This is a genomic window from Microbacterium sp. Leaf436, from assembly GCF_001424715.1.
GTDB lineage: Bacteria > Actinomycetota > Actinomycetes > Actinomycetales > Microbacteriaceae > Microbacterium.
The window spans coordinates 967,107-991,515 of sequence record NZ_LMRB01000002.1; the positions used below are offsets into that span (position 1 = coordinate 967,107).

Here is a 24,409-nt window from a genome sequence, read left to right on the forward strand (position 1 = left end):
CGCCTCAGAGCGGCGCGCGCTCCTCGCGCGTCAGCCGGAAGCGGGAGGCCAGCACGCCGGCGATGAGTGCTCCCGCCCCGCCCGCGATCATGTCGCCGATGGTGTCGTCGTAGGTGACGAAGATCGCGTCGGTGATGAAGCGGTAGCCGAACCACTCGATCATCTCCCACACGGCGCTGAGCGCGAGGCCCGCGAGGGTGGCCACGACGATCGGCGTGCGGCGACGCCCGGTCGGCGCGACGACTCCGGCATCGTCGAGCAGCACCAGGGCGACGGCGGCGAGCAGACCGGTGCAGGCGAGGTGAACGACGAGATCCCACCCCGTCCATGCCCGATACAGCTCGAGCACGTTGCTGCCGGCGGCGACGAACACGGTGACGCAGGTGACGAGGTCGAGGCCCGAACGCAGGCCGATCATGCGCGAGAGCATCACCGCGGGCAGCGACATCGACAGCACGGCGAAGTCCGTGAACGGCAGGGTGAACAGCGAGACGATCACGAGCACGATGGCGAGCGCACGAACGGCATCGGTCACCCAATCCGTGACGCTTCGCGGCGGGCGCTTCAGGTTGGCGTACATGGCCCGGATCACGGGTGCCCCTCCCTCGTGTCGACAGCTCGTCCGTGCGCCATCATGCCGCCCCGGTGGGAATGCGCACGACGGCCTGCACGGCCAGATGGTCGCTCGGCCATTGCGTGCCCGTCGGCCGGGGGTCGATGCCCACGGCGCGCACCCCGACGTCGGGGGTCGCGAGCACGGCGTCGATGCGCCGAGCGCCGAGCTTCGGGCGCGCGTAGTTGTTGAAGGTGCCCCACTCGGCGGTCCGTCGGGTGGGGGCGTACGACCAGGTGTCGACGAGCAGACCCGCGGCGAACATCTCGGCGAGTTCGTCGGAGCGGATGGGCGCGTTGACATCGGCAGTGAACAGCAGCGGTCGCGTGCGATCGGCGACCAGGTCGTGCAGCCACGTGGCCGAACGCTTGCGGGCTCGTCGTGAGAACGCGTCGAAGTGGGTGTTGACGAAGGTGAAGCGCGCGTCGGTCGCGCGGTCGCGCAGCTGCGCGATCACCGCGACGCGGGGGATGGTGTTGCCCCACCCCGTCGAACCCGGCACGGTCGGGGTGTCGGAGAGCATGACCTGCTCCCAGTCCTCCAGCTCGATGCGGTCGCGATCGTAGAACAGCGGTGTGCCCTCGCCGCCGCGGTCCTTGCCGCGACCGAGGCCCACCCGCCCGTAGCGCGTGCCCAGGGAGTCCTGTACCCAGCGAGCCTGGTCGGGCATCGCCTCCTGTGAGCCGAGCAGATGCGGGCGGTTCGCGCCGAGGAAGGTGCGCAGGCGTTGCTTGCGCAGGGGCCACCGGTCGGCGGGCGGCCACGTGAGGCGCTCGAAGCGGCGTCGCACGTTGAAGCTCATGACGTGCAGGTCGGGTGCGTCGACGTTCGGGAACAGGATGCCGGCCATCAGCGACCAGCCCCGCTGCGCGAGCCGCGCGACTCACTCGGCGCGCCGACCTCGCGGGCGCGGCCGGCGTGGGTCGCACGTCGGCGCATGAGCCGCGCCCACCGTGCGGGCGGGATGTCGCCCGGCCAGTGCGCGAACACCGTCCCCGCCCCGCGGCGGAAGCAGCGGACGAAGCGGCGCGGCTCGACCGTGCGCGACGACACCCGCATGTGCCGGCCGGGGACGAAGCGGATACGGTGACGCCGGCCGAGGTGGTACGCGAGATCGAGGTCGTCGTGAAGCTCGGGGTCCACGTGCACCTCACCGCGGACCGCGTTCCAGGCGCGTCGCCGGAACGCCATGTTCGACCCCCAGAGCGGCGTGTGGCCCAGCGCGGGGAACGCGAAGGCGGCGTACGTGCCCAGGAAGGCGCGCGACAGGGCCACTCGCCCGGCGACGGGACCGTCGTGGAAGACGGCGCCGCCGGTCACGGCGTCCACCGCCGGGTCGCTCAGCGCGTCGATCATGCTCGCCACCCACGTGGGCTCGGGGATGCTGTCGGCATCGAGACGCAGGATCAGGTCGCCGTGGGCGGCGTCGTATCCGGTGGCGGCCGCGGCGGGAATGCCGCGCTCGCCGCAGAACACGACGCGGGCACCCGCGGCGCGGGCGATGTCGGCGCTGTCGTCGGTCGAGGCGTTGTCGACGACGACGATCTCGTCGGCGACGGTGGTCTGCGCCGCCAGGGCTCGCAGACACCGCCGCAGGTGCGGTCCGTCGTCGAGGACGGGGATGACGACCGACACGGTGTTGAGCGGCACAGTATCGGGCGTCACAGCGGATCTTTCGGGCACGGCGGGCTCCAGACGGGGTCGTCCTGCCACGCTAAGCGATGCGTCGAGGGGCGCTCGCCGGGTTGACGCTTTCGTACGCTGGAGACATGGCATCCGTCCTCAACGTCTCGGCGTACCTCTTCACGCGCATCGACGATCCCGCTGTCGTGCGCGAGACGCTCCGCGATCGGGCCGGGGCGGCGGGACTGCGGGGAACGATCCTGCTGGCCGAGGAGGGCATCAACCTCTTCCTGGCCGGAGCGCCGGACGCCGTGCGTGCCTTCGTCGATCACCTGCGCGCCGACGAGCGGTTCGCCGCCCTCGAGACGAAGGACAGCTGGTCGGACGCCGTGCCGTTCGGGCGGCTCCTGGTGAAGGTCAAGCGCGAGATCATCCGCATGGACCGCCCCGAGGTGCGCCCGCAGGACGGCCGGGCCCCCGCCGTGTCGCCCGAGACCCTGCGCCGGTGGCTGGATCGGGGCAGCGACGACGACGGCCGCGAGGTCGTGCTCGTCGACACCCGCAACGCGTTCGAGGTCGACTACGGCACCTTCGCGGGTGCGAAGGACTGGCGCATCGAGCGCTTCACCCAGTTCCCGGATGCGGCGGACTCCCACCGCGACGAACTCGCCGGCAAAACGGTGGTGAGCTTCTGCACCGGGGGGATCCGCTGCGAGAAGGCGGCGCTGTACCTGCGCGACGAGGGGCTGGACGCCTATCAGCTCGACGGGGGCATCCTCGGGTGGTTCGCCGCCCAGGGCGGTGCGCACTGGAATGGCGAGTGTTTCGTCTTCGACGAGCGCGAGGCCGTCGACCCGGCGCTCGCCCCGGCGGGCACGGCCCTCGCTCCCGCGGGCTTCTCTCCCACGGGCGTCTGAGATGCTCTGGGACCAGCACGCCTGCGTCGAGCTCGTCGAGACGGCCGACCTCGGCGAACTGCTCCGCTACCGCGGCGGCGGCGGGGGATACGTCTCGCTCAACGTCGGATTCGCCCCCCACTCGCCCGCGCTCACGGCATCCCTGCTCCGCTCCTTCCGGGCGCAGGTCACCGCGATCGACGGCCTCGAGCTGGCCGCTACCGTCGCCGACATCGACCGCATCGCCGCGCGAGGCGACACCGCCGTCGCCTTCGACCTCGAGGACTGCGCGCCGCTCGGCGGCGACCTCGACGCGGTGCAGAGCCTCGTCGCGCAAGGTGTGCGGACCCTGGCGCCGACCTACAACCACGCCAACCGCGCCGGCGGCGGCTGCTTGGACGCGGTCGACGACGGCCTCACCGGGTGGGGGCGCGACCTCGTCGCCGAGATGAACGCGAGCGGCATGGTGCCCGACGGCTCGCACGTCGGCGCGCGGACGACGTTCGACCTGTGCGCGGTCTCGACCCGACCGGTCGTCTTCAGCCACTCCAACATGCGTGCGGTGTGGGAGCACCCGCGCAACATCACCGACGACCAGGCGCGAGCCGTCGCCGACACCGGGGGAGTGGTGGGCATCACGGGGGTGGGGATCTTCCTCGGCCCCAACACCCCCACCCTCGAGGCGATGGTGCGCCACCTCGATCACGCCGTCGAGGTCGTCGGCATCCGGCACGTCGGTGTGAGCACCGACTTCTCGTTCGACTGGCAGACCTTCCGCGCCACGATCGCCGGGACCCCCGAGCTGTACGACGAGAGCTACACCCGGTGGGGGCCGATGCAGTGGATGCCGCCCGAGACGTTCGTCGACCTGGGGGGAGCGCTGCAGGCGCGAGGATGGAGCGACACCGACGTCGCTGCGGTGCTCGGCGGCAACTTCCGCCGGGTCGCAGCCGAGAGCTGGGAGCCCCGCCCATGACCGACCTTCGAGACGGCGCCGTGCTGCGCGCCGCGCGTGCCGGCGACGAGAACGGCATCCTGGCGTGCATCCAGGCGCTGGCGGACTACGAGAAGGAGCCGGATGCCGTCGAGAACACGGCCGGAATGATCGCCGAGACCCTGTTCGGCGACGATCCCCGTGCGTTCGCGTTCGTCGTGGAGGGGCCCGACGGCATCCGCGCCATCGCGATCTGGTTCCTCACCTACTCCACGTGGACCGGCCGCCACGGCATCTGGCTCGAAGACCTGTACGTGCACGAGCAATACCGCTCGCACGGCTACGGCGTCGCCCTGCTGTCGGCGCTCGCCGCGGAGTGCCTCGAGAAGCAGTACACGCGTCTGGAGTGGACCGTGCTCGATTGGAACGAGCCCGCCATCGGCTTCTACCGCGCGCTCGGGGCCGAGGCGATGGAGGAGTGGACGACGCGTCGCGTGACCGGCGAGGCCCTGACCGCGCTGGCGGCGCGCGGCGAGGTCGCCGGAGCGGTCTGAGACGGCATTCCGCCGACCGCCCGGGTGCCCGTTCAGCCGGCGAGGTCTGCGAGCACGGCTTCGGCGGCCCGCTGCCCCGACACCAGCGCGCCCTGGATCGACGCGGTGTCGCGGTGGTCGCCCGCGATGTACCGTCCGTCGTCGAGCCTGACGGGTCGACATAGCCGCAGCGGCGGGTCCTGCGCGGGGAGCGCGCCGACGACATCGTCGCGGCGGAGCAGGCGCCAGGGGCGGGTGTCGGCATCCCAGATCTCGGCGAGCTGGCGACGGATGCCGTCCTCCGACGCCTCCGACGGCATCACGCACGTCGCCTGCACGAGGTGCTGCCCGCGCGGCGCGTACGTGTGGGCGGTGTTCGTCATGATCGCGGTGTTGACGATCGGTCCGCGACGGCGCCCGTCGACGCGCAGAGCGGCGTCGGTGCTGGGCGACCGATCGGTGGCGAACCACCACGTCTGCAGGCCCCGCGGGCGGGGGAGCGGGACGTCGAGGTCGGGCGCGAGCCCGGTCGCGACGACGACGGCGCGCGCCGTCACGGCCTCGTGGCCCTCGACGCCCACGTGCCAGCCGTGCGCGCGGCGGCGGGTGGAGACGACCCGGTGCGACAGCCGGATGCCGGCCCCGGCGCGCCGCGCGGTGTCGGCGAGCTGCGCGGGAAGCGCGCCGATGCCCGCGGCGGGGACGCCCGGGCGGCCGAGGGCGAAGCTGCGGATGAGAAGGCGCACGAAGGCGTCGGAGGTCTCGTGCCGGTCGTCGGCGAGGACACCGGCGAGGAACGGCTCGAGCACGCTCTCGCGCAGCGCGCCGCGGAGCCCGGTGCGATCCCACGCCTCGGCGAGCGTGCGGTCGGGGCCGGTCTTCGCCGCGCGGGCGGAGGCGAGGGTGGGGGCCGCCCAGCGCGCCAGGGCGACGAGGTCGGCGGGTCGCACGAGTCCGCTCGACAGCGTCGCGGGGATCGACAGCGGGTGGCGCAGCGGATGCGCCAGCCGTGCGAGGCGGTCGTCGAGCCGCACGCCGACGGCGACGGGGAAGCGCCGGAGGGCGAGGGCGTCGACGTCGACCCACCGTCGCACGGCCGGGTACGCCGGGTTCAGCACGTGGAACCCGAGGTCGAGGCGGAACCCGTCGACGACATCGGTGCGTTCTCGCCCGCCGACGGTGTCGCCGGCCTCCAGCACGACGACGTCGCGACCGGACTCGGCCAGGTGGGTCGCGCAGCGGAGCCCGGCCAGGCCCGCGCCCACCACGATGACGTCGTATGCGCTCATCCGGCGAGCCTATGCAGCGCGTTACGGGTGGGAGCGGGGGTTGCCGTGCGCGATGATGAGGGCATGGAATCCGTCACCGTCCTCTTCGTCTGCGTCCACAACGCCGGACGCTCCCAGATGGCCGCCGGTTACGCGCGCGCGCTCGGCGGCGACCGCGTCACCGTCCTGTCCGGAGGCAGCGCCCCGGGCGCGACGCTCAACCCGATGGCGGTCGCGGCGATGGCCGAGGAGGGCATCGACATCAGCGCCGAGGTGCCGCAGCTGCTGCTGACCGATGACGTGCGCGCGTCCGACGCGGTGATCACCATGGGCTGCGGCGACGCGTGCCCGATCTTCCCCGGCAAGCGCTACGAGGACTGGGAGCTCACCGACCCGGCGGGAAAGGGCCTCGACGAGGTGCGGCCGATCCGCGACGACATCAAGACCCGGGTGCAGCGCCTGCTCGACGAACTGCTCGCCTGACACCACGAAGGCCCGGATGCCGTGGCATCCGGGCCCTCGTCAGGCGACTTACGCGGAGGCTTCCTCGCGCTTCGGCAGCACCCAACCGGGGCGCACGAAGTGGCACGTGTAGCCGTGGGGGATGCGCACGAGGTAGTCCTGGTGCTCGGGCTCGGCCTCCCAGAACGCGGCCTCGGGCTCGATCGTGGTGACGGCCTTCGCGGGCCAGATGCCCGAGGCGTCGACGTCGGCGATCGTGTCGCGCGCGACCTTCTCCTGCTCGGGGGAGAGCGGGAAGATCGCCGAGCGGTAGCTCGTACCCACGTCGTTGCCCTGACGGTTCAGGGTCGAGGGGTCGTGGATCTGGAAGAAGAACGCCAGGATGTCGCGGTAGCTCGTCTGCGTGGGATCGAAGACGATCTCGACGGCCTCGGCGTGCCCGGGGTGGTTCCGGTAAGTGGCGTGCTCGTTCTGACCGCCGGTGTACCCGACGCGCGTGTCGAGCACGCCGGGCTGGCGACGGATGAGGTCTTCGACACCCCAGAAGCAGCCGCCCGCGAGGACGGCGGTCTCGGTGCCGGGGCGGCGGGTGATCTCGCCGGTGTCGGAAGGTCCGCTGGTCATGGTGGTGCTCCTTTTGCGGTTGCGGAACGGGAAGAGGTTCACGAGGCGGGGCTCTCGCGGAACAGGGGGAGGTACGCGCCGTACCCCTGGGCGTCGAGCTCGCTGACCGGCACGAAACGCATCGCCGCCGAGTTCATGCAGTATCTCAGCCCGCCGGCATCGCGGGGGCCGTCGTCGAACAGGTGCCCGAGGTGGCTGTCCGCTCCGGCGGAGCGCACCTCGGTGCGCGTCATCCACAGGGTGCGGTCCTTCTTCTCGACGACGGCGGCGTCGTCGAGGGGGCGGGTGAAGCTCGGCCAGCCCGAACCGCTCTCGAATTTGTCCCTCGACGAGAACAGGGGCTGCCCCGACACGACGTCGACGTAGATCCCGTCCTCGTGGTTGTCCCAGTACTCGTTGCGGAACGGCGGCTCGGTGGCGTCGTCCTGCGTGACGGCGAACTGGCGGTCGGTGAGACGGCTCAACGCCTCCGACGTCTTCCGGTACTCCGTGCTCACGGGTGTGTCCTCTCGTTCAGACGCCCGGAATCGGGCGATACGGGGAAGAACGTCGTCGCCGCCGGTTTTGGTCCCGCGGGGCTGGGAGCGGGCTGTGAGTTGTCGGGGAGGGAGGATGCCGAGAGCAAGCCCCGCGGTTGTCACCGGTGCCCGCACTAGCGTGACGACATCGACCAGGAGGTTCGCATGACCCGCACCATCGTCATCACCGGCGCCAGCGACGGCATCGGCGCCGCATCCGCGAAACAACTCGCCCAGCTCGGCGAGGAAGTGGTGGTGGTCGGGCGCAACCCCGAGAAGACCGCCCGGGTGGCGCGCACGCTCGGGGTGGAGTCGTTCGTCGCCGACTTCAGCGAGCTGTCGCAGGTGCGCGAGCTCGCGGCCTCCCTTCTGGAGCGCTACCCCCGCATCGACGTGCTCGCCAACAACGCCGGGGGCGTGTTCGGCGAGCGCACCCTGACGGCCGACGGCTACGAGACCACGTTCCAGGTGAACCATCTCGCGCCCTTCCTGCTCACGAACCTGCTGCGCGAGCGGCTCATCGAGTCGCAGGCGTCGGTGATCCAGACTTCGAGCGCCGCGGCCAGGCTCTTCCCCCGCTTCGACATCGACGATCTGCAGGGAGAGCACCGCTACTCCTCGACCGCGGCGTACGGCAACGCGAAGCTGGCGAACGTGCTGTTCACCAAGGAGCTGAACCGCCGCTTCGGCGATGCGGGTCTCTCGGCCGTGGCCTTCCACCCGGGCGTGATCGCCTCGAACTTCGGATCGACCAGCGACGGACCGTGGAAGTTCCTCTACGGCGGACCGCTCGCCCAACGCCTCATGACGTCGACGTCGGTCGGCGGCGCGCGCCTGACCTGGCTCGCCCTCGGCAAGCCCGGCGTCGACTGGGTGCCCGGCGGCTTCTACTCGAACAACAAGGCGGCCAAGACCAACCGGCTGGCCGACGATCCCGTGGTGGCGCGACAGCTCTGGGAGCGCAGCGCCGTGCTCGCGGACCTGCCGCTCTGAGCCGAGCGGTCGAGGGTCACCGCCGCGCGGACGGCTGCCGCGGGTGCGGTCAGCGCACTCCCGCGCGCGGCGGCCCGACGTTCCATCCGAGGCGCTCGAGGCCGTCGTGCAAGCGGCGCGCCTGCGCCCAGGCGATCTCACCCGACACGTCGGAGTAGACGTCGATCGCGAACGGCGGCGGATCGGCGAACTTCGGGATCTCGACCTCGGCCCAGGCGTGCGGGGCCAACCAGACCCGGGGGCGCGCCGTTCCGGCGTCGTCGACCCCTCCGTCGGCAGCGAGCGCGATGACATCCAACGCGTCGATCTTGGTGATGGGCATGTCGACGACCAGCGTCACCGCGTGCAGCGTCTCGGACATCGCCCACCTCCTGTCGGTTCATCTTCACACGCGGATTCCGCGCGCGGGTCGTGGGCGACGATCGCGGGGCGGCGGATCGCATAGCTCGCGCACAGGATCGGTCAAGTCTCGGACAGGGTGCGTCGCGCACAGTCGACCCATCGACATCACCCGACACCCGGAGGCGGCCATGACCAGGATTCCCGACACCCAGATGACCCCCGACGGCCCCGCGTACGAGGGCCGTCTGCTCGACCGTGCCGACGAGCCGGTCGTCGACCAGGGGGCACCGTTCGACATCCGAACGCTCGTGTCGCGCCGCGGCATCCTGGGTCTCGTCACCCTCAGTGCCGGTGCGGTCGCGGTCGCCGCCTGCACCCCGGCCGCGACCGGGACGACCGCGCCCACAACGACGCCCACCGCCACGCCCACCGCCACCCCGACCGTCTCGGCGACACCCACCGCCTCGGCCGCGAGCGCGGCCGCCGCCCTGCCCGCCGGCGAGATCCCCGACGAGACCGCGGGGCCCTACCCGGGTGACGGGTCGAACGGCCCCGACGTCCTCGAGCGGTCCGGCATCGTGCGCAGCGACCTGCGCACGAGCCTCGACGGAGGCGCTGCAGCAACGGGCGTGCCCATGACCCTGAACCTCACGATCTTCGACACCGCCGGCGGCGACGTGCCCTTCGCCGGTGCCGCCGTGTACGTGTGGCACTGCGACACCCAGGGGCGTTACTCGATGTACTCCTCGGGCATCGAGGACCAGACGTACCTCCGAGGCGTGCAGGTCGTCGGATCCGACGGCGTCGTGTCGTTCACCTCGATCTTCCCCGGCTGCTACGACGGCCGCTGGCCCCACATCCACTTCGAGGTGTACCCGAACGTGGATGCCATCACCGATGCCTCCCAGGCGATCGCGACCTCGCAGGTGGCCCTGCCGCAGGCCGCGTGCGACGTCGTCTATGCGGACGCGGCGTATCCCTCGTCGGCATCCAATCTCTCCCGCGTCTCGCTCGCCAGCGACAACGTGTTCGGCGACGACGGGGGAGCGCTCGAGCTCGCCACCGCCTCGGGCGACAACACCGCCGGCTGGACGGTCGCTCTGGGCGTCCGCGTCGACACCGCCACCACCCCGACCGCGGGCGCCGCTCCTGGCGGACGCGGCTGACCGACGAGGACCCCACCCCACCCTCACCGTCCTGAACGCCACCGCCTCACGGTGAGATCTCGCCGCGAGTAGCCTCGGTGAGTGACAGGACTTCAGAACGATGCGACGCCGGGGCGGCGTGTTCTCGTCGGCGGTCTCTCCCACGAGGAGCTTCTCGCGCGACTCGATGAAGCACGCGTCCTCCTCAACGTGCACGCCGAAACGCTCCTGGCCGTGGCGGCGGTCGAGGGTCCTTCTGAAGCCGAGACGCTCGTGATCGTGGAGCGTTCGGTGCGCGAGCTCGGTCTTCCCGAAGGGGGGACCCTGCCTGAGATCTACGAACGCGCGCTGGCCGACGGGCTCCGACTCTGCCCCCCGGCCACCGCGGCGTACCTGCGACTGGCTCTGCACGACCAGGCGTCGGCCCCCGACAGGGTGCTGAGCGCCGGTCGCGCGCCGTCGGGATCCCTCACCGTCGCCGCTCCGCGCCTTCGAGACGACCCCGACTTCCCGGCAGGCCTCTATCTCAGGGTGATCGATGACCGAGCATGGCTGCGGGGATACCGCTGCGACGATCAGCACGAGTGGTCGCCCGATGACAGGTTCGTTTTTCGAGCGGCGGGCTGATCGCGCCGACACTGGGCTACCCGCACGACCGCGACGGCGACGGCTGGGCCTGCAACGGCTGAGCGAGCGGCGGGCGCGGTGATCTAATCGATCCATGCCCTCGCCCCGCGCACAACTGCAAGACCTCGTCCGTCGGCCGCGGACCGGACCGGCACCCGCCGACGCCTTCACCGCCCTGCAGGCGCTGCCGGTCGAGGGCGAGGCGCGCGCGGCGGCCGTGCTCATCTTGTTCGGCGTGCTCGACGGCATCCCGAGTCGGCGACGGGCGACCCACGTTCCGAGCGACCTCGACGTCCTGCTTCTGGCTCGGGCGAGCACGCTGCGCGCCCACCCCGGCCAGGTGGCCTTCCCCGGTGGGCGGGTCGACCCGGACGATGCGGATGCCGTGGCGGCGGCGCTGCGGGAAGCACGAGAGGAGACGGGGCTCGATCCGGCCGGGGTCGAGGTGCTGGGCGCGCTCGACGCCGTCCCCCTGGCGTTCTCCCGGCACGAGGTCACCCCGGTGATCGGCTGGTGGTCGCGTCCGACGCCCGTGCGCGCCGTGGACCGGGCCGAGTCGGCCGAGGTGTTCCGCGCGCCCGTCGCGGATCTGCTCGACCCGGCGCGTCGCGGGTCGACGGTGATCCGCCGCGACGGACGGGAGTGGAGGGGGCCTGCGTTCGCGCTCGAGACGGCCGGGGGTCCGCAGACGGTCTGGGGGTTCACCGCGATGGTGCTCGACGGGCTGTTCGACCGCCTGGGCTGGACCGAGCCGTGGGATGCCGAGCGCGAGATCGCGCTCCCCGACCCGGGCTCGACCCCTTCTCCCCACACTGCTGATCATTAGCGTGTTCCCCCGGCTTCGTCATCCGCGATGTGCGCTGCCGTCCGGATCGCTAGCGTGGAGTTCGTGACTGCGCCTATCGACCCCACCACCACCGCCGCCTGGTCCCGACTGACCGCCCTGCGCGACGCCTTCGAGCCCGACCTGCGCGGCTGGTTCGCCGCGGATGCCGACCGCACGAGCACCCTGACGCGTAGCGTCGGCGACCTCCACGTCGACCTGTCCAAGAACCTCGTGACCGCCGAGGTGCTCGACGCCCTCGTCGCTCTCGCGGGCGAGACGGGCGTGCGCGAGCGCTTCGCCGACATGCTGCGGGGCGCACACCTCAACACCAGCGAAGACCGCGCGGTGCTGCACACGGCCCTGCGTCGCCCGGCGGGCGCCGCGCCTGCCCTCGTGGTCGACGGCCAGCAGATCGATCACGACGTGCACGAGGTGCTCGACCGCCTGAGCGCCTTCGCCGATCGCGTGCGGGCGGGCGAGTGGCGCGGGGTGACCGGCAAGAAGGTCACCACCGTCGTCAACATCGGCATCGGCGGCAGCGACCTCGGTCCGGTCATGGTCTACGAGGCCCTCCTTCCGTACGCCGACGCCGGCATCCACGCGCGCTTCGTCTCCAACATCGACCCCACCGACATCGCGCAGAAGACCGCTGATCTCGACCCCGAGACCACGCTGTTCATCGTCGCGTCCAAGACCTTCACCACGCTCGAGACCCTGACCAACGCCCGCCTCGCTCGCGACTGGCTGTGGCAGAAGCTCGCCGCAGCGGGGGCGATCGACGACACCGACGCCGCGCGCACCGACGCCGTCGCCCACCACTTCGTCGCCGTGTCGACGGCGCTCGACAAGGTCGCCGCCTTCGGCATCGACCCGACCAACGCGTTCGGTTTCTGGGACTGGGTGGGCGGCCGCTACTCCGTCGACTCGGCGATCGGTCTGTCGCTGGCGATCACCCTCGGCCCCGACGCGTTCCGCGAGCTGCTCGCCGGCTTCCACGTCGTCGACGAGCACGTCGCCTCCACGCCCGTCGAGCAGAACGTGCCCGTGCTGATGGGCCTTCTGAACGTCTGGTACACCAACTTCCTCGGCGCGCAGTCGCACGCCGTCCTGCCGTACGCCCAGCAGCTGCACCGCTTCGCGGCGTACCTGCAGCAGCTCACGATGGAGTCCAACGGCAAGTCGGTCCGGTGGGACGGCACTCCCGTCACCACCGACACCGGTGAGGTCTTCTGGGGCGAGCCCGGCACGAACGGTCAGCACGCGTTCTACCAGCTGATCCACCAGGGCACGCGGCTCATCCCGGCCGACTTCATCGCCTTCGCGAACCCGGCCTACCCGCTCGCCGACAACGGACGCGACGTGCACGGGCTGTTCCTGGCGAACTTCCTCGCCCAGACCAAGGCCCTGGCCTTCGGCAAGACCGCCGAAGAGGTGGAGGCCGAAGGAACGACCGGCGCCCTCGTCGCCGCACGCACCTTCCCGGGCAACCGCCCGACCACGTCGATCTTCGCGCCGTCGCTGACGCCGTCGGTGCTGGGCCAGCTCATCGCCCTCTACGAGCACATCACCTTCACGCAGGGCACCATCTGGGGCATCAACTCCTTCGATCAGTGGGGTGTCGAGCTGGGCAAGCAGTTGGCCCTCCAGATCGCTCCGGCGATCGAGGGCGACGACGAGGCCCTCGCCGCCCAGGACGCCTCCACCGCCGCCCTGCTCGAGTACTACCGCGCGCACCGAGCCTGACGGTCGATTCCGCCGACCGCGGCCGAACGGGCCGATCCGCCGAGAATTCTCGCTCGCGGATCGGCCCGTTTCGCGTGGGAGCGCTGGCGATGCCCGTGGAGCGAGGTGCCGACCCCCGTCGGGGCGCGCGAACGGTGAGGGAAATCCCGGTCAGGCGTAAATTGCTCCGCTCCCGATGCACCCGCCGGTGCCGCGCTCAGGCTCCGCCCAGGGGTGGTTCGAGGGCACTGCGCTCTCACGCCCCTCCCAGGTAACGAAGAGATAACGCTCAGAAGCGCCACCCACACTCGGGGACTTGTGCCGACCCGACGGCACGATTTCGCGCTCGATCCCGACGAGTCGCGCCCCCGACGAAAGATTCCTCCTTGCTGCGTTCCGACCTGAAGCTCGCCCACGTCCACCGCGCCCGTCGCACCCTCGTCACCGCCGCCACGTGCGCCGGACTCGCCTTCGGGCTCGTGGCGACCACGGGGCTCGCGATCGCCGCGCCGACGTCGCTGCCCGATGCCTCGGCATCCTCCTTCTCTGCTCCCGGCACCGCCGCACCGGTGTCGACGGCGCCGACCCTCGACGCCATCAGCACCGGCGCCGCCACCGCGACCTCGGCGGCGCAGGCCGCGCTGTCGAGCGCAACGGCCGTCGAGGCCGATGTCGCGACGACCGGCCTTCCCCTGTCGATCGGCGATGCCTCCATCGACACGAGCGCGCTCCAAGACGCGGTGGAGCGCCTCGACTCGACCGACCTGCTGCCGGTCCTGCTCGTGCCCGCACTGAGCCAGAACGCGCAGGCCGAGACCGAGCGCATCACCGCGCGCGTGGCGCAGGTGCAGGGGAGCCTCGACGAGGCGAAGGCCGCCAAGGCGGCCGCCGATGCCGCCGCCGAAGCGCAGCGACAGGCCGAGGCCGCAGCCGCCGCCGAGGCGCAGCGACAGGCGGACGCCGCCGCGATGCTCGCCCGCGTGAACACCCCCGACGGTGCGCGCGACTACGCGGCGCAGCTCTCGGCCCAGAAGTACGGCTGGGGAAGCGACCAGTTCTCGTGCCTGTCGTCGCTGTGGCAGAAGGAGTCGGGCTGGAACTACCAGGCGTACAACTCCAGCGGTGCGACCGGGATCCCGCAGTCGCTGCCGGGCAGCAAGATGGCGTCGTTCGGCGACGACTGGCAGACCAACGCCGCCACCCAGATCGCGTGGGGCCTCGACTACATCTCGCGCGGATACGGCACGCCGTGCAGCGCCTGGGGGCATTCGCAGTCGGTGAACTGGTACTGAGAATTCGCCCGCGAGCGACCTTCGCCGACCGATAGCGATATATCGTTATGTATCGCTGGCCCAGATCGGGTCCGCGCGAAGGAGGTCGTCATGAGTGGTTCATTCCTGGGAGACGCGTTCGGCGGACGCGGTGGCAACAACACCCCCGGCTGGCCGATGTCCAACATCCTCGACGCGATGGAGCAGTTGCGCACGCAGTTCGAGCAGAAGACCAACGCCGCCCCGCGTATGAACAAGGGCGACGTGCGTTCGGCCGTCCTCTCGCTCCTGATCGAGCAGCCCATGCACGGCTACCAGATCATCCGCGAGATCGAGGACCGCAGCGGGGGATCGTGGAAGCCGAGCCCCGGCTCGGTGTACCCCACCCTGCAGCTGCTGACCGACGAAGGACTCGTGCAGTCCGAGGAGTCCAACGGTCGCAAGACCTACTCGCTCACCGCCGAGGGCCGCGCGGCCGCGGGAGACGAGACCACCGAGCGCACCGCGCCGTGGGAGTCCGCGACCTCGCGTGACAGCGGCCGGATGACGGCACTGCCCAAGGCCGGCGTCGAATTGGCCCAGGCGGCGGCGCAGGTCGCGCGCACGGGCGACAAGGAGCAGGTCGCGCAGGCCGTCGAGATCCTCGACGAGGCGCGTCGCAAGCTCTACTCCATCCTCGCCCAGGGCTGAGATTGCTCGAGCTCGACGCGTGCGGAGCGCTCGTCGGCATCCAGGAGATTCGATGACCGACGACGCCCTCATGAAGGCCCGCTACCGACGGATCACGCGGTTCGCCGCGAGATACCTCGTGCAGGCCTGGTGGTATGAGCTGTTCCTGCCGCGGTTCGGTCTCGGGTGGATCTCCGCCCGGGGCCGCACCCGGCGGCTCGAGCGCATAGCCCAGCGCTTCCACGTGCTGGCTGTCGACCTGGGCGGTCTCATGATCAAGGTCGGACAGTTCATGTCGTCGCGCCTCGACGTGCTGCCCCCCTCGATCACCAAGCAGCTCGAGGGCCTGCAGGACGAGGTGCCGGCGGTGCCGTTCGCCCAGATGCGCGCCCGTGCCGAGGCAGAGCTGGGGATGCCGTTGGAACGGGCCTTCGCCCGGGTCGACGAGCGTCCGCTCGCCGCGGCGTCGCTGGGCCAGGCGCACCGCGCCACTCTCACCGACGAACTGGCCGCCGAGACGGGCCTGAGCGCGGTGGTGCTGAAGATCCAGCGCCCCGGTATCGACCGGATCGTCGACGTCGACCTGCGGGCGCTCCGCAAGGTGGGCGTCTGGCTGAGTAAAGTCGCGCTCGTCCGCGACCGCGTCGACATGCCCTCGCTCGTCGAGGAGTTCGCGATCACCAGCCTCGAAGAGATCGACTACCTGCACGAGGCCGCGAACTCCGAGCGCTTCGCCGCCGACTTCGGCGGCGAGGGGGGAGTCGCGGTGCCCGAGGTCGTGTGGGAGCGCACCACCCGTCGCGTGCTGACCCTGCAGGACGTCACGGCCATCAAGATCAATGACGTCGACGCGCTCCGTGCGGCGGGCATCGACCCGTCCGAGGTGGCGGCGCGTTTCGCGGCCGTGATGTTCGACCAGCTCTTCGACGACGGGTTCTTCCACGCCGACCCGCACCCCGGCAACGTCTTCGTGACGCCCGTCTCGACCCCGGATGCCGCCACCCCGGCCTGGCGGTTCACGTTCATCGACTTCGGGATGATGGGCGAGGTGCCTCCCAGCCTCCGTCGGGGGCTTCGACGCGTGTTGATCGCCGCGGCCTCGCGTGACGGCAAGGGCCTGGTCGACGGCATCCGCGATGTGGGAGTGCTGCTGCCCTCCGCCGACACCATCCAGCTCGAACGCGCGATGACCCAGCTGTTCTCGCGCTTCGGCGGAATGGGTTTCGCCGAGCTCCAAGAGGTCGATCCGCGCGAGTTCCGGTCGTTCGCGATCGAGTTCGGCGACGTGGTGCGCGCCCTCCCGTTCCAGTTGCCCGAGAACTTCCTCCTCATCGTGCGTGCCATGTCGCTCACCAGCGGCATGTGCAGCTCGCTCGACCCGTCCTTCAACATCTGGGATGCCGTCGAGCCCTACGCCCAGCGCCTGATCCGCGAAGAGAGCGGCAACACCGCTCAGGCCTTCGTGCGCGAGGTGGGAGCGGTCGCCGCTGTCACCGCGCGCCTGCCGCGCCGGGCCGACAACCTCATCTCGCGCCTGGAAGAGGGCTCGCTCTCGGTCGAGACGCCGCGCATCGAGCGTCGTCTGCGCGATCTCGAGCGCATGATCCGTCGAGTCGTGTCGTCGGTGCTGTTCACGGGCCTGCTCGTCGGCGGCGTGCTGCTGCAGGTCGAGCAGTCCGTGCTCGGCACGATCCTGATGATCGTGTCGGTGGTTCCGCTGTCGCACGCCCTGCTCGCCGGCTTCATCGCGCGCCGCAACGGAGCCTGACCCCTCGGACGGCCCTGTGCGGCGCGGTCTCAGCGCCCGTCGACGATCGACATGAACCCGGCGAACGCGAAGATCGCCGGGAAGACGTACAGGCCCGTGCGGAAGACCACCCAGGCGACTCGGCCGACGAGGGGCCACCACCCCGTCTGCGGGGTGCGCGCGTCCAGGCGTCGCCCGCTCGGTCCGATGATCGGGTGGGGCGGTCGCCACGCGGCCGTGTCCCGCGATGCCCGTGACACCTGCACGGCGTCCTGCCCGTCGACGCGCTCGTCCACGTAGCGGTGCGACAACGCGAGGATCTTGGGCGCCACGTGGGTGAGCACGGCGTCGACGCTCGTCCAATCCTCGGCGCGGGTGTAGTCGGCGTCGACCGAGCGGAAGAAGACGACCCGGGCGTCCTTGACCTCGACGTCGAAGCCCGACGCGTGGTCGACGAGCCCCGCCATCACGTCGGGGGTCAGCACGTACAGCGCGTCGCCGGCGTAGCCGCGGGGGGAGTAGGTGCGGAACGTCCGGTCGAAGTCGCCCTCGAGCGAGATCCGTTGGTGACGGGCGATGGATGCCGGAAGGGCGGCGCCCCATCCGTCGTTGCCCCGTGCATCGAGAACGAGGTGGGGGAGCGGCGAGGCGAGCGTGACGGTGACGTATTGTCGTGGTCGCGAGCGCGCGGTGCGGGGGCGCACGGTGCCGAACTCGACCCGCCCCGCGGTGAACCGCGGATACTCGCGCACCCCGAGGCGGTGATCGGTGACGAGTGACGAGAACGTCGCCGCGGAGCTGGGCGACGGCTCGTACCCGTTGGCCAGCGCGGTGAGGTCGCGGCGACCGTGACGCACACGGGTGCGCGAGGCCATCGGCTGCCGCGACCACCACCACAGCGCGGCCGTTCCGGCGAGCCACAGCGCGGCGATCACCGACGACACGACGAAGGCCGTGGCATCCGCCTCGCGCACCACGCCGTCCTGCACACCGTCGACCCGGATGCCGATCGACAGGAACGCGAAGAAGAGGAACCACAGGAAGAACCCGTTGTTGACGTGCAGCGCGATCTGCCGCCGGGTGGGCACCCAGGGTGGCCGTGGTCGAGGGGCCGCGGCGGCGAGAGCGGCGGCCACGTCGTCGGCGGGGGCGTCCAACCAGCGCAGGTCCACGCCGACTCCTGTTCCGCGGGGCTCGCGCCCGCTCCCGCCCGCTCGTGGGCGCGTACCTAGACTGGCCCGGTGACGCCCGAAACCCCGCGCCCTCTCTCGGCGTGGCGCTTCGACGGCACGCTGCGCGCGTATCAGGCCGATGCGCTCGCCCGGGTGGACGTCGACGCCGGTTCGCCCGTGCACCTGGTCGCGCCTCCCGGCTCGGGCAAGACGCTTCTCGGGCTGCTGCTCGCCGCGCGCCGCGGCCGGCGCACCGTCGTCTTCGCCCCGACCACCGCCATCCGTGCGCAGTGGGTCGGCGCGGCGAGGGGCCTGGCGTCATCCGACGCGGCGGTGTCCGATGCGGCGGTGTCCGACGATCCCTCCGCGCCCGCCGACCTCACGGCGCTGACGTATCAGGCGATCAGCGTGCAGGATGCGACCTCGCCCTTCGCCGCGCTGGCGCGTCGCCGGTGGGAGACCCAGCTCGAAGCCGACGACCGCACGCCGGAGGCCGCGGCTGAGTGGCTCCGCGCCCTCGCCGAGAGCAATCCCGCGGCCTACCGGCGTGGCATCCGCTCGCGTTCGCGATCGCTCCGCCGGTCCCTCGCCCGCGAGGACGCCGATGTTCTGGCCTCCGCGCTCCACCCGAACGCCCGCGCCCTGCTCGACCGGCTCGTCGAGGCCGGGGTCGAGACGGTCGTGCTCGACGAATGCCACCACCTGCTCGACCACTGGGCGCTCGTCGTCGCCGCGCTGCTCGCCCGTATCCGCGCGGGGGGACGCGAGCCGCTGGTCATCGGACTGACGGCGACGCTCCCGTCTCCCGACGACGCCGACGAATACGACAACTACGTGTCGCTGCTCGGCGAGGTCGATCTCGAGGTCCCCGTGCCGGCGGTCGTGCGCGAAGGGGATCTCGCGCCCTACCGCGATCTCGTCCACGTCGTCGAGCCGACACCCGAGGAGCAGCTCTTCCTCTCCGCGCACGCCGAGGCGCTGCAGGTGTCGCTGCGCACCACCTTCGCGGGGGGACCCGGCCGCGCCTTCCTGCTCGACGTGCTCCAGCCGCCCCTCGCTGCGCCGGCCCCGACCGATCCGCTCGCCCCGCCCGCGCCGGGCGCCGTCCCCGATGCGCTCGATCGCCGCCTCGCGGCCGCGTTCGCCGACGATTTCCCCGCCGCCGAGGCCGCGGCGGCCATGCTGTCGCTCGTCGTTCCCGACGACCCGGTGATCGCCCGCCTCCCGGCCGTCGCGCAGCGCCCACCGACCACCGACGAGACCTTGCGTCTTCTCGGGCGGTACGCGCTCGATCGAGTGCTGCCCGATCCCGAGCGCGCCGACGAGTGGCGGCGGATCCGCCGCGTCCTGGCCGACTTCGGATACGCCCTCACCGATCGCGGCATCCGCCGCACGCGCGACCCGATCGACACGGTCCTGGCGTCGTCGTCGGCGAAGGACCGGGGGGCGTGCGACATCCTCGCGCTCGAGCGGCGGGAGGTGGGCGACGATCGACTGCGAGCCCTCGTCGTCACCGATTTCGTGCGGCACGGGAACGTCCACGGCGGTCTCCTGGGCGGAGCCGGCGCCGTGCGGACGTTCTCGGTCCTGGTGACGGATGCCGCGACCTCCGGCCTCCGTGCCCTCCTCGTCACCTCCTCGACCGTGCGCATCGCGGCGCGCGACGCGTCGACGCTGCTGCCCGCGCTGTCGGCGGAACTCGGGGTCGAGGTCTCGGCCGAGGCGAGCGACGACGACGCACAGGTCGCCGTCGTGCGGGGGATCGGGGGGAGCGGGATCGTGGGCGCGGCCTCCCGCCTGCTGGACCGCGGGATGATCCACGTCGTCGTGGGGACCCGTGGCCTGTTCGGCGAGGGATGGGACTGCCCGGCGGTCAACACGCTGATCGATCTGAGCATGGTCGCCACCGCGGCGGCCACGCAGCAGCTGCGCGGACGCACCCTGCGCCTCGACCCCGACTGGCCCGAGAAGGTCGCGCACAACTGGACCGTGACGGCGGTCCTCCCTCCTTCGGTGGGCTTGGAGGCGCAACCGGATGCCGCCCGCCTCCGCCGCAAACACGCACGGCTGTGGGGGCTCGACGCCGACGACACCACGCAGATCGTCCGCGGGCTCGGTGCCGCCCTCGATGTCGCCCGCCGCCGCGCCCTGAGCGACGTCATCGCGAAGGTCCCGGGGGTGGCCCTCGCCGACGTCGACGGATTGCGCAGCGTTCCGCCCCGCGCGCAGACGCGTCTCGAGTGGCGGATCGGCGAGCCGTACGACGATCGGGAAGAGGTGTCGACGGTTCTGGAGCGGGATCGGGCGACGCCCGTGTTCCGCACGACCGTCGGCGCGGCACGGTCTCTCGGCGCGGTCTTCGCGGGCACCCTGGCTGTTCCGGCGCTGCTCGTGGTGGCGGCGTTCCTTCTGCCGTCCGCGGTGGGCACGGTGATCGCCCTCGCGGCCACGGCGACCGGCGTGTGGCTCGCGGTTCCTCTCGGACGGGCGTGGGCGAACGTCCGCCGACAGGCGGTCGACGCCGTCGAATCGCACCGCCGCATGGCGGAGGTGGTCTGGGAGTCGCTCGTGACGACCGACCGTGTCGCCTCGGTATCGGGCACCCCGGTCGTGACGGGCACCGGCGTCGACGCCCGACGCGTGCGACTCGACGTGCGGATTCCACCGGCGGCCCCGGAGGATCAACGCACCTTCGCGGCGGCCCTCGACGAGCTGTACGGCCCGATCCGCTCACCGCGCTTCGTGCTCGAGATCGACCGCGGCGGCCCCTGGATCGTCCGCGCCGTGCTCGATCGCGCCTCGCCGACGACCGCGCGCGATTTCCTCCCCGTGCCGTCGCGCATCGCGCGCCGTCGGGAAGACGCCGTCCGATTCGCGGGGGAGTGGCGGCGCAGGGTCGGACCCGTCGTGCTCCACGAGCTGACGTCGGCCGAGAATCTTCCGCTGCTCAGCGAAGCGCGCCGCCGTGGAAGATCCTCCGCGGCGACGCGCTCGATGGTGCGGTGGCGCTGACCGGTCGAGGCCGATCAGCGCGCCGGGGTCAGTACCAGCCGACCGACTGCGAGTGGGACCAGGCTCCGCACGGGCTGCCGTAGCGGCCCGAGATGTAGCCGAGGCCCCACGCGACCTGGGTGGCGGCGTTGGTCTGCCAGTCGCCGCCGGCCGACGACATCTTGCTGCCGGGCAGGGCCTGCGGAATGCCGTAGGCACCGCTGCCGCCGTTGTAAGCCTGGTAGTTCCAGCCCGATTCCTTGTTCCACAGCGACACGAGGCAGCCGAACTGGTCGTCGCCCCACCCGTAGTTGCCGAGCATGGCGCGGGCGCTGGCCTGCGCTCCGGACACGCTGTTGTCGCCGGTGCCTCCGCCCGACGGGGCGGGGACGTACGCACCGCCGCCACCGCCGGTGTTGCCGCCGCCGCTTCCGCTGCCCGACGACGACGACTCGCGCGCCTCGGCCGCGGCCTTCTCCGCGGCGGCCGCGGCGGCCTCCGCCTCCTGGCGGGCCTTCTCGGCAGCTTCTTCTTCGGCCTTCTTCGCGATCGCGGCGTCGAGACCGCCGCGCAGTTCCGCGACGCGCTGGTCGACGGTCGTCGTCAGAGCCGAGACGCTGTCGGAGATCTCGGGCAGGAAGGCGGGCGGGAGCACCGCGGCGTCCTCGAGTCGATCGGTCGCCTGCTCGAGAGCGGTGGTGTCGACGACGGCCGGCTGGCCGATGTCGAGACCCGATGCCGCGATGTCGTTCTGCACGGCCGTCGCCGCGGCGAGGGTCTGAGTGGCGGTGGCGGTGGCGGCACGTGCCTCGTAGGCCTCGGGGCCGGCCGAGACCGAGAGGGCCGTCGGAGTGGTGGTCGAGGCGAGAGTGAACGTCGCGGTCGACAGGTCGGCGGGCGAGGCCGTCGCGGCCGGAGCGGTGCCGGTCAGGGTGGCGGCGGCCAAGACGCCGACGACGAGCGCCCCGACCGTCAGCACGGGGCGACGACGCGAGCGGCGGGAGGCGATACGGCGGGCACGGCGGTTGGACAGGGGTGTCGAATCAGAGCGCATAGAACCGGTTTCACGTAGAGGGGACGGCGCGGGTGTCGCACGTCCGGCCCGCGTCCAGCGGGCACAAAACCGGGAGCCTGGCATGCCAGTCTGGATGCCACCTGGGCAGACGTCGGGTCACAGCACGGGCAAAACTGCCGATCCGAGGCTGAATCCGAATGCCGTGGCCCGCATTCCGCACGGGGCGCGAGCGGACCACCGTGCCGAGTGGATGGGTGCGCTAGGCTGGAGTGTCACTCCTGGGGCTTCGACCGTTCTCGTTCGACCCCGTGGCACCGCATCACACAATCCGCTCTGCTTCGACTCATGGCATCCGTTCGCCCTCGGGCGGCCGAGTGCCGACGGCCCGGGTCTCCCTGATCTCTGGGCGCAGGAGTCGGAGCCCGATACCAAACCCACTAGGACAACCCACTACATGACTACCGCAACGACCGCCCCCGCTATCAAGCAGGTCGCGATCAACGACATCGGCTCGGCCGAAGACTTCCTGGCCGCGGTCGAGAAGACGCTCAAGTTCTTCAACGACGGAGACCTCATCGAGGGCACCGTCGTGAAGATCGACCGCGACGAGGTCCTCCTCGACGTCGGTTACAAGACCGAGGGTGTCATCCCCTCCCGCGAGCTCTCGATCAAGCACGACGTCGACCCCAACGAGGTCGTCAACGTCGGCGACCACGTCGAGGCCCTCGTTCTCCAGAAGGAGGACAAGGAAGGCCGCCTGATCCTGTCCAAGAAGCGCGCACAGTACGAGCGTGCGTGGGGCGACGTCGAGAAGATCAAGGAGAACGACGGTGTTGTCACCGGTTCCGTGATCGAGGTCGTCAAGGGTGGTCTCATCGTCGACATCGGCCTCCGTGGCTTCCTCCCGGCATCGCTCATCGAGCTGCGCCGTGTCCGCGACCTCACGCCGTACCTCGGCCAGGAGATCGAGGCGAAGATCCTCGAGCTCGACAAGAACCGCAACAACGTCGTGCTCTCGCGCCGCGCCCTGCTCGAGCAGACGCAGTCCGAGTCGCGCACCACGTTCCTCAACAACCTGCACAAGGGCCAGGTCCGCAAGGGCACGGTCTCGTCGATCGTCAACTTCGGTGCGTTCGTCGACCTGGGCGGCGTGGACGGCCTCGTGCACGTCTCCGAGCTCTCGTGGAAGCACATCGAGCACGCCTCCGAGGTCGTCGAGGTGGGCCAGGAAGTCACCGTCGAGATCCTCGAGGTCGACCTCGATCGCGAGCGCGTGTCGCTCTCGCTCAAGGCGACGCAGGAAGACCCGTGGCAGGTGTTCGCCCGTACCCACGCGATCGGTCAGATCGCTCCGGGCAAGGTCACCAAGCTCGTTCCGTTCGGTGCGTTCGTCCGCGTGGCCGACGGCATCGAGGGCCTCGTGCACATCTCCGAGCTGTCGGGCAAGCACGTCGAGCTCGCCGAGCAGGTCGTGTCGGTCGGCGAAGAGGTCTTCGTCAAGATCATCGACATCGATCTCGAGCGTCGTCGCATCTCGCTGTCGCTCAAGCAGGCCAACGAGTCGGTCGACCCCAACGGCACCGAGTTCGACCCGGCGCTGTACGGCATGGCCACCGAGTACGACGAGCGTGGCGAGTACAAGTACCCCGAGGGCTTCGACCCCGAGTCGGGTGCATGGCTCGAGGGCTTCGACACCCAGCGCGAGCAGTGGGAGCAGGAGTACGCCGCTGCCCAGGGTCGTTGGGAGGCCCACAAGGCCGCCGTTGCCAAGGCTCTCGAGGCCGAGGCTGCGAACCCGACCGACGCCGGTACGTTCGGTGGCTCGTTCTCGTCGGAGTCGCCCGCCCAGGGCACGCTGGCCGATGACGAGTCGCTGGCTGCGCTTCGCGAGAAGCTCTCCGGTCGCTGATCACCGCTTCACATCGAAGGCCGGCACCTCTTCGGAGGTGTCGGCCTTCGGTCGTCGGTGGGGACAAGCCCTGGTTTCCCGGGCGCGGGACAGGGCAAGATGGATCCATGGCTTCTCGACTTCCCCTTCTGATCACCCTCGCCGGCGTCGCCGTGCTGTTCCTGTCGATCGCGTTCGTGTTCGCCCTCGTCATCGGCGCGATGTTCTTCGGCGGGATCGAGTTCACCGGTGGACACACCGAGGCTGCCCTGCAGTTTTCGAGCGCTGCTCTCCGCGTCTGACCGATCCGGCAGCACGGGCCCGGCGACGTTCCACGTCGTGCGGGCCTTCGTCGTTTCCCGCGTGTTTCCGCGGGTGTGGGGGTGCGACACGCCCGGGATGTGGCTGGATTGGCTGAGTCGGGGTGTCGCGCGTAATCTTTTACTTGTTCGCCCCACAGGGGAGAGCGGAGCGGCCGAAAGGCCCCGCAGCCCCTCATGTAGCGAACCACTTCCTGATCTGTGGTCTTG

At 71.1% G+C, this 24,409-nt stretch carries 24 protein-coding genes; 15 read left to right on the forward strand and 9 right to left on the reverse strand.

Annotated elements, in window-relative coordinates:
- Nucleotides 1–4 precede the first annotated feature (4 nt).
- Genes ASG45_RS08815 through ASG45_RS08825 form a run of 3 tightly spaced genes read right to left on the reverse strand, consistent with a single transcriptional unit; the run spans nucleotide 5 to nucleotide 2,278 of the window.
- Nucleotides 5–592: a hypothetical protein gene (locus ASG45_RS08815; RefSeq protein WP_082509377.1), complete on the reverse strand. Its 588-nt coding sequence runs from the start codon at nucleotides 590–592 to the stop codon at nucleotides 5–7.
- Nucleotides 593–632: 40 nt separating this feature from the next.
- Entirely contained in the window at nucleotides 633–1,463 is an 831-nt protein-coding gene (locus ASG45_RS08820; RefSeq protein WP_055835706.1) for an endonuclease/exonuclease/phosphatase family protein, read from the reverse strand.
- Nucleotides 1,463–2,278, reverse strand: coding sequence for a glycosyltransferase family 2 protein (locus ASG45_RS08825; RefSeq protein WP_235561587.1), 816 nt, complete (start codon nucleotides 2,276–2,278; stop codon nucleotides 1,463–1,465). The genes ASG45_RS08820 and ASG45_RS08825 overlap by 1 nt, the downstream gene beginning before the upstream one ends.
- A gap of 104 nt (nucleotides 2,279–2,382) precedes the next feature.
- Here ASG45_RS08825 and ASG45_RS08830 point away from each other — a divergent pair, with 104 nt between their 5' ends.
- The 3 genes from ASG45_RS08830 to ASG45_RS08840 are packed head-to-tail and all read left to right on the forward strand — an operon-like array spanning nucleotide 2,383 to nucleotide 4,620.
- Entirely contained in the window at nucleotides 2,383–3,153 is a 771-nt protein-coding gene (locus tag ASG45_RS08830; RefSeq protein WP_055835712.1) for a sulfurtransferase, read from the forward strand.
- A gap of 1 nt (nucleotide 3,154) precedes the next feature.
- The gene (locus ASG45_RS08835; protein WP_055835715.1) at nucleotides 3,155–4,108 is read left to right on the forward strand and encodes a dipeptidase; all 954 of its coding nucleotides are present in this window, start codon (nucleotides 3,155–3,157) and stop codon (nucleotides 4,106–4,108) included.
- A complete protein-coding gene (locus ASG45_RS08840) occupies nucleotides 4,105–4,620 on the forward strand; it encodes a GNAT family N-acetyltransferase (RefSeq protein ID WP_200943401.1) in 516 nt (171 codons plus the stop codon). The genes ASG45_RS08835 and ASG45_RS08840 overlap by 4 nt, the downstream gene beginning before the upstream one ends.
- Before the next feature lie 32 nt (nucleotides 4,621–4,652).
- Here ASG45_RS08840 and ASG45_RS08845 read toward each other — a convergent pair whose 3' ends face one another.
- Nucleotides 4,653–5,888 carry an NAD(P)/FAD-dependent oxidoreductase gene (locus ASG45_RS08845; protein WP_055835719.1) on the reverse strand — a complete coding sequence of 412 codons (1,236 nt, stop codon included), beginning with the start codon at nucleotides 5,886–5,888 and terminating at the stop codon, nucleotides 4,653–4,655.
- A gap of 63 nt (nucleotides 5,889–5,951) precedes the next feature.
- Here ASG45_RS08845 and ASG45_RS08850 point away from each other — a divergent pair, with 63 nt between their 5' ends.
- On the forward strand, nucleotides 5,952–6,350 hold the full coding sequence (locus ASG45_RS08850) for an arsenate reductase ArsC (protein WP_055835721.1): 399 nt from the start codon (nucleotides 5,952–5,954) through the stop codon (nucleotides 6,348–6,350).
- A gap of 48 nt (nucleotides 6,351–6,398) precedes the next feature.
- Here ASG45_RS08850 and msrA read toward each other — a convergent pair whose 3' ends face one another.
- Complete coding sequence (gene msrA / locus ASG45_RS08855) at nucleotides 6,399–6,953, reverse strand: peptide-methionine (S)-S-oxide reductase MsrA (protein ID WP_055835725.1); 555 nt, start codon at nucleotides 6,951–6,953, stop codon at nucleotides 6,399–6,401.
- Nucleotides 6,954–6,991: 38 nt separating this feature from the next.
- Entirely contained in the window at nucleotides 6,992–7,450 is a 459-nt protein-coding gene (gene msrB, locus ASG45_RS08860) for a peptide-methionine (R)-S-oxide reductase MsrB (RefSeq protein WP_055835728.1), read from the reverse strand.
- A gap of 186 nt (nucleotides 7,451–7,636) precedes the next feature.
- Here msrB and ASG45_RS08865 point away from each other — a divergent pair, with 186 nt between their 5' ends.
- The gene (locus tag ASG45_RS08865) at nucleotides 7,637–8,464 is read left to right on the forward strand and encodes an SDR family NAD(P)-dependent oxidoreductase (protein ID WP_055835731.1); all 828 of its coding nucleotides are present in this window, start codon (nucleotides 7,637–7,639) and stop codon (nucleotides 8,462–8,464) included.
- A 49-nt stretch (nucleotides 8,465–8,513) separates the two neighbouring features.
- On the opposite strand, the gene ASG45_RS08870 is transcribed toward ASG45_RS08865, so the two are convergent.
- Nucleotides 8,514–8,825 carry a hypothetical protein gene (locus ASG45_RS08870; protein WP_055835734.1) on the reverse strand — a complete coding sequence of 104 codons (312 nt, stop codon included), beginning with the start codon at nucleotides 8,823–8,825 and terminating at the stop codon, nucleotides 8,514–8,516.
- Nucleotides 8,826–8,994: 169 nt separating this feature from the next.
- Here ASG45_RS08870 and ASG45_RS08875 point away from each other — a divergent pair, with 169 nt between their 5' ends.
- The 7 genes from ASG45_RS08875 to ASG45_RS08905 all read left to right on the forward strand — a co-directional run bounded on the left by ASG45_RS08875 (nucleotide 8,995) and on the right by ASG45_RS08905 (nucleotide 16,834).
- Nucleotides 8,995–9,972, forward strand: coding sequence for a dioxygenase family protein (locus tag ASG45_RS08875; protein ID WP_055835737.1), 978 nt, complete (start codon nucleotides 8,995–8,997; stop codon nucleotides 9,970–9,972).
- Nucleotides 9,973–10,053: 81 nt separating this feature from the next.
- Complete coding sequence (locus ASG45_RS08880; RefSeq protein ID WP_055835742.1) at nucleotides 10,054–10,578, forward strand: hypothetical protein; 525 nt, start codon at nucleotides 10,054–10,056, stop codon at nucleotides 10,576–10,578.
- Nucleotides 10,579–10,672: 94 nt separating this feature from the next.
- On the forward strand, nucleotides 10,673–11,404 hold the full coding sequence (locus ASG45_RS08885; protein WP_055835745.1) for an NUDIX hydrolase: 732 nt from the start codon (nucleotides 10,673–10,675) through the stop codon (nucleotides 11,402–11,404).
- Between the two features lie 27 nt (nucleotides 11,405–11,431).
- Nucleotides 11,432–13,147, forward strand: a complete 1,716-nt coding sequence (gene pgi, locus ASG45_RS08890; RefSeq protein ID WP_055835747.1) for a glucose-6-phosphate isomerase — start codon at nucleotides 11,432–11,434, stop codon at nucleotides 13,145–13,147.
- A gap of 365 nt (nucleotides 13,148–13,512) precedes the next feature.
- The gene (locus ASG45_RS08895) at nucleotides 13,513–14,418 is read left to right on the forward strand and encodes a hypothetical protein (protein ID WP_055835750.1); all 906 of its coding nucleotides are present in this window, start codon (nucleotides 13,513–13,515) and stop codon (nucleotides 14,416–14,418) included.
- A gap of 90 nt (nucleotides 14,419–14,508) precedes the next feature.
- Nucleotides 14,509–15,087: a PadR family transcriptional regulator gene (locus ASG45_RS08900; RefSeq protein ID WP_055835753.1), complete on the forward strand. Its 579-nt coding sequence runs from the start codon at nucleotides 14,509–14,511 to the stop codon at nucleotides 15,085–15,087.
- Nucleotides 15,088–15,139: 52 nt separating this feature from the next.
- Nucleotides 15,140–16,834 carry an ABC1 kinase family protein gene (locus tag ASG45_RS08905; RefSeq protein WP_055835757.1) on the forward strand — a complete coding sequence of 565 codons (1,695 nt, stop codon included), beginning with the start codon at nucleotides 15,140–15,142 and terminating at the stop codon, nucleotides 16,832–16,834.
- A 29-nt stretch (nucleotides 16,835–16,863) separates the two neighbouring features.
- Here the strand turns inward: ASG45_RS08905 and ASG45_RS08910 are convergent, their stop codons facing one another.
- On the reverse strand, nucleotides 16,864–17,985 hold the full coding sequence (locus ASG45_RS08910; protein ID WP_055835760.1) for a hypothetical protein: 1,122 nt from the start codon (nucleotides 17,983–17,985) through the stop codon (nucleotides 16,864–16,866).
- Between the two features lie 69 nt (nucleotides 17,986–18,054).
- Between ASG45_RS08910 and ASG45_RS08915 the strand changes: the two genes are divergently transcribed.
- On the forward strand, nucleotides 18,055–20,997 hold the full coding sequence (locus tag ASG45_RS08915) for a DEAD/DEAH box helicase family protein (protein ID WP_055835763.1): 2,943 nt from the start codon (nucleotides 18,055–18,057) through the stop codon (nucleotides 20,995–20,997).
- A gap of 28 nt (nucleotides 20,998–21,025) precedes the next feature.
- On the opposite strand, the gene ASG45_RS08920 is transcribed toward ASG45_RS08915, so the two are convergent.
- Nucleotides 21,026–22,030: a lytic transglycosylase domain-containing protein gene (locus ASG45_RS08920; RefSeq protein ID WP_055835766.1), complete on the reverse strand. Its 1,005-nt coding sequence runs from the start codon at nucleotides 22,028–22,030 to the stop codon at nucleotides 21,026–21,028.
- 415 nt (nucleotides 22,031–22,445) lie between these two features.
- On the opposite strand from ASG45_RS08920, the gene rpsA reads away from it, so the two are divergent.
- Together rpsA and ASG45_RS16185 are read left to right on the forward strand one after the other, a co-directional pair.
- Entirely contained in the window at nucleotides 22,446–23,900 is a 1,455-nt protein-coding gene (rpsA, locus tag ASG45_RS08925; RefSeq protein ID WP_055835770.1) for a 30S ribosomal protein S1, read from the forward strand.
- A gap of 107 nt (nucleotides 23,901–24,007) precedes the next feature.
- Nucleotides 24,008–24,181: a hypothetical protein gene (locus ASG45_RS16185; RefSeq protein ID WP_156458758.1), complete on the forward strand. Its 174-nt coding sequence runs from the start codon at nucleotides 24,008–24,010 to the stop codon at nucleotides 24,179–24,181.
- The last annotated feature ends 228 nt before the right edge of the window (nucleotides 24,182–24,409 follow it).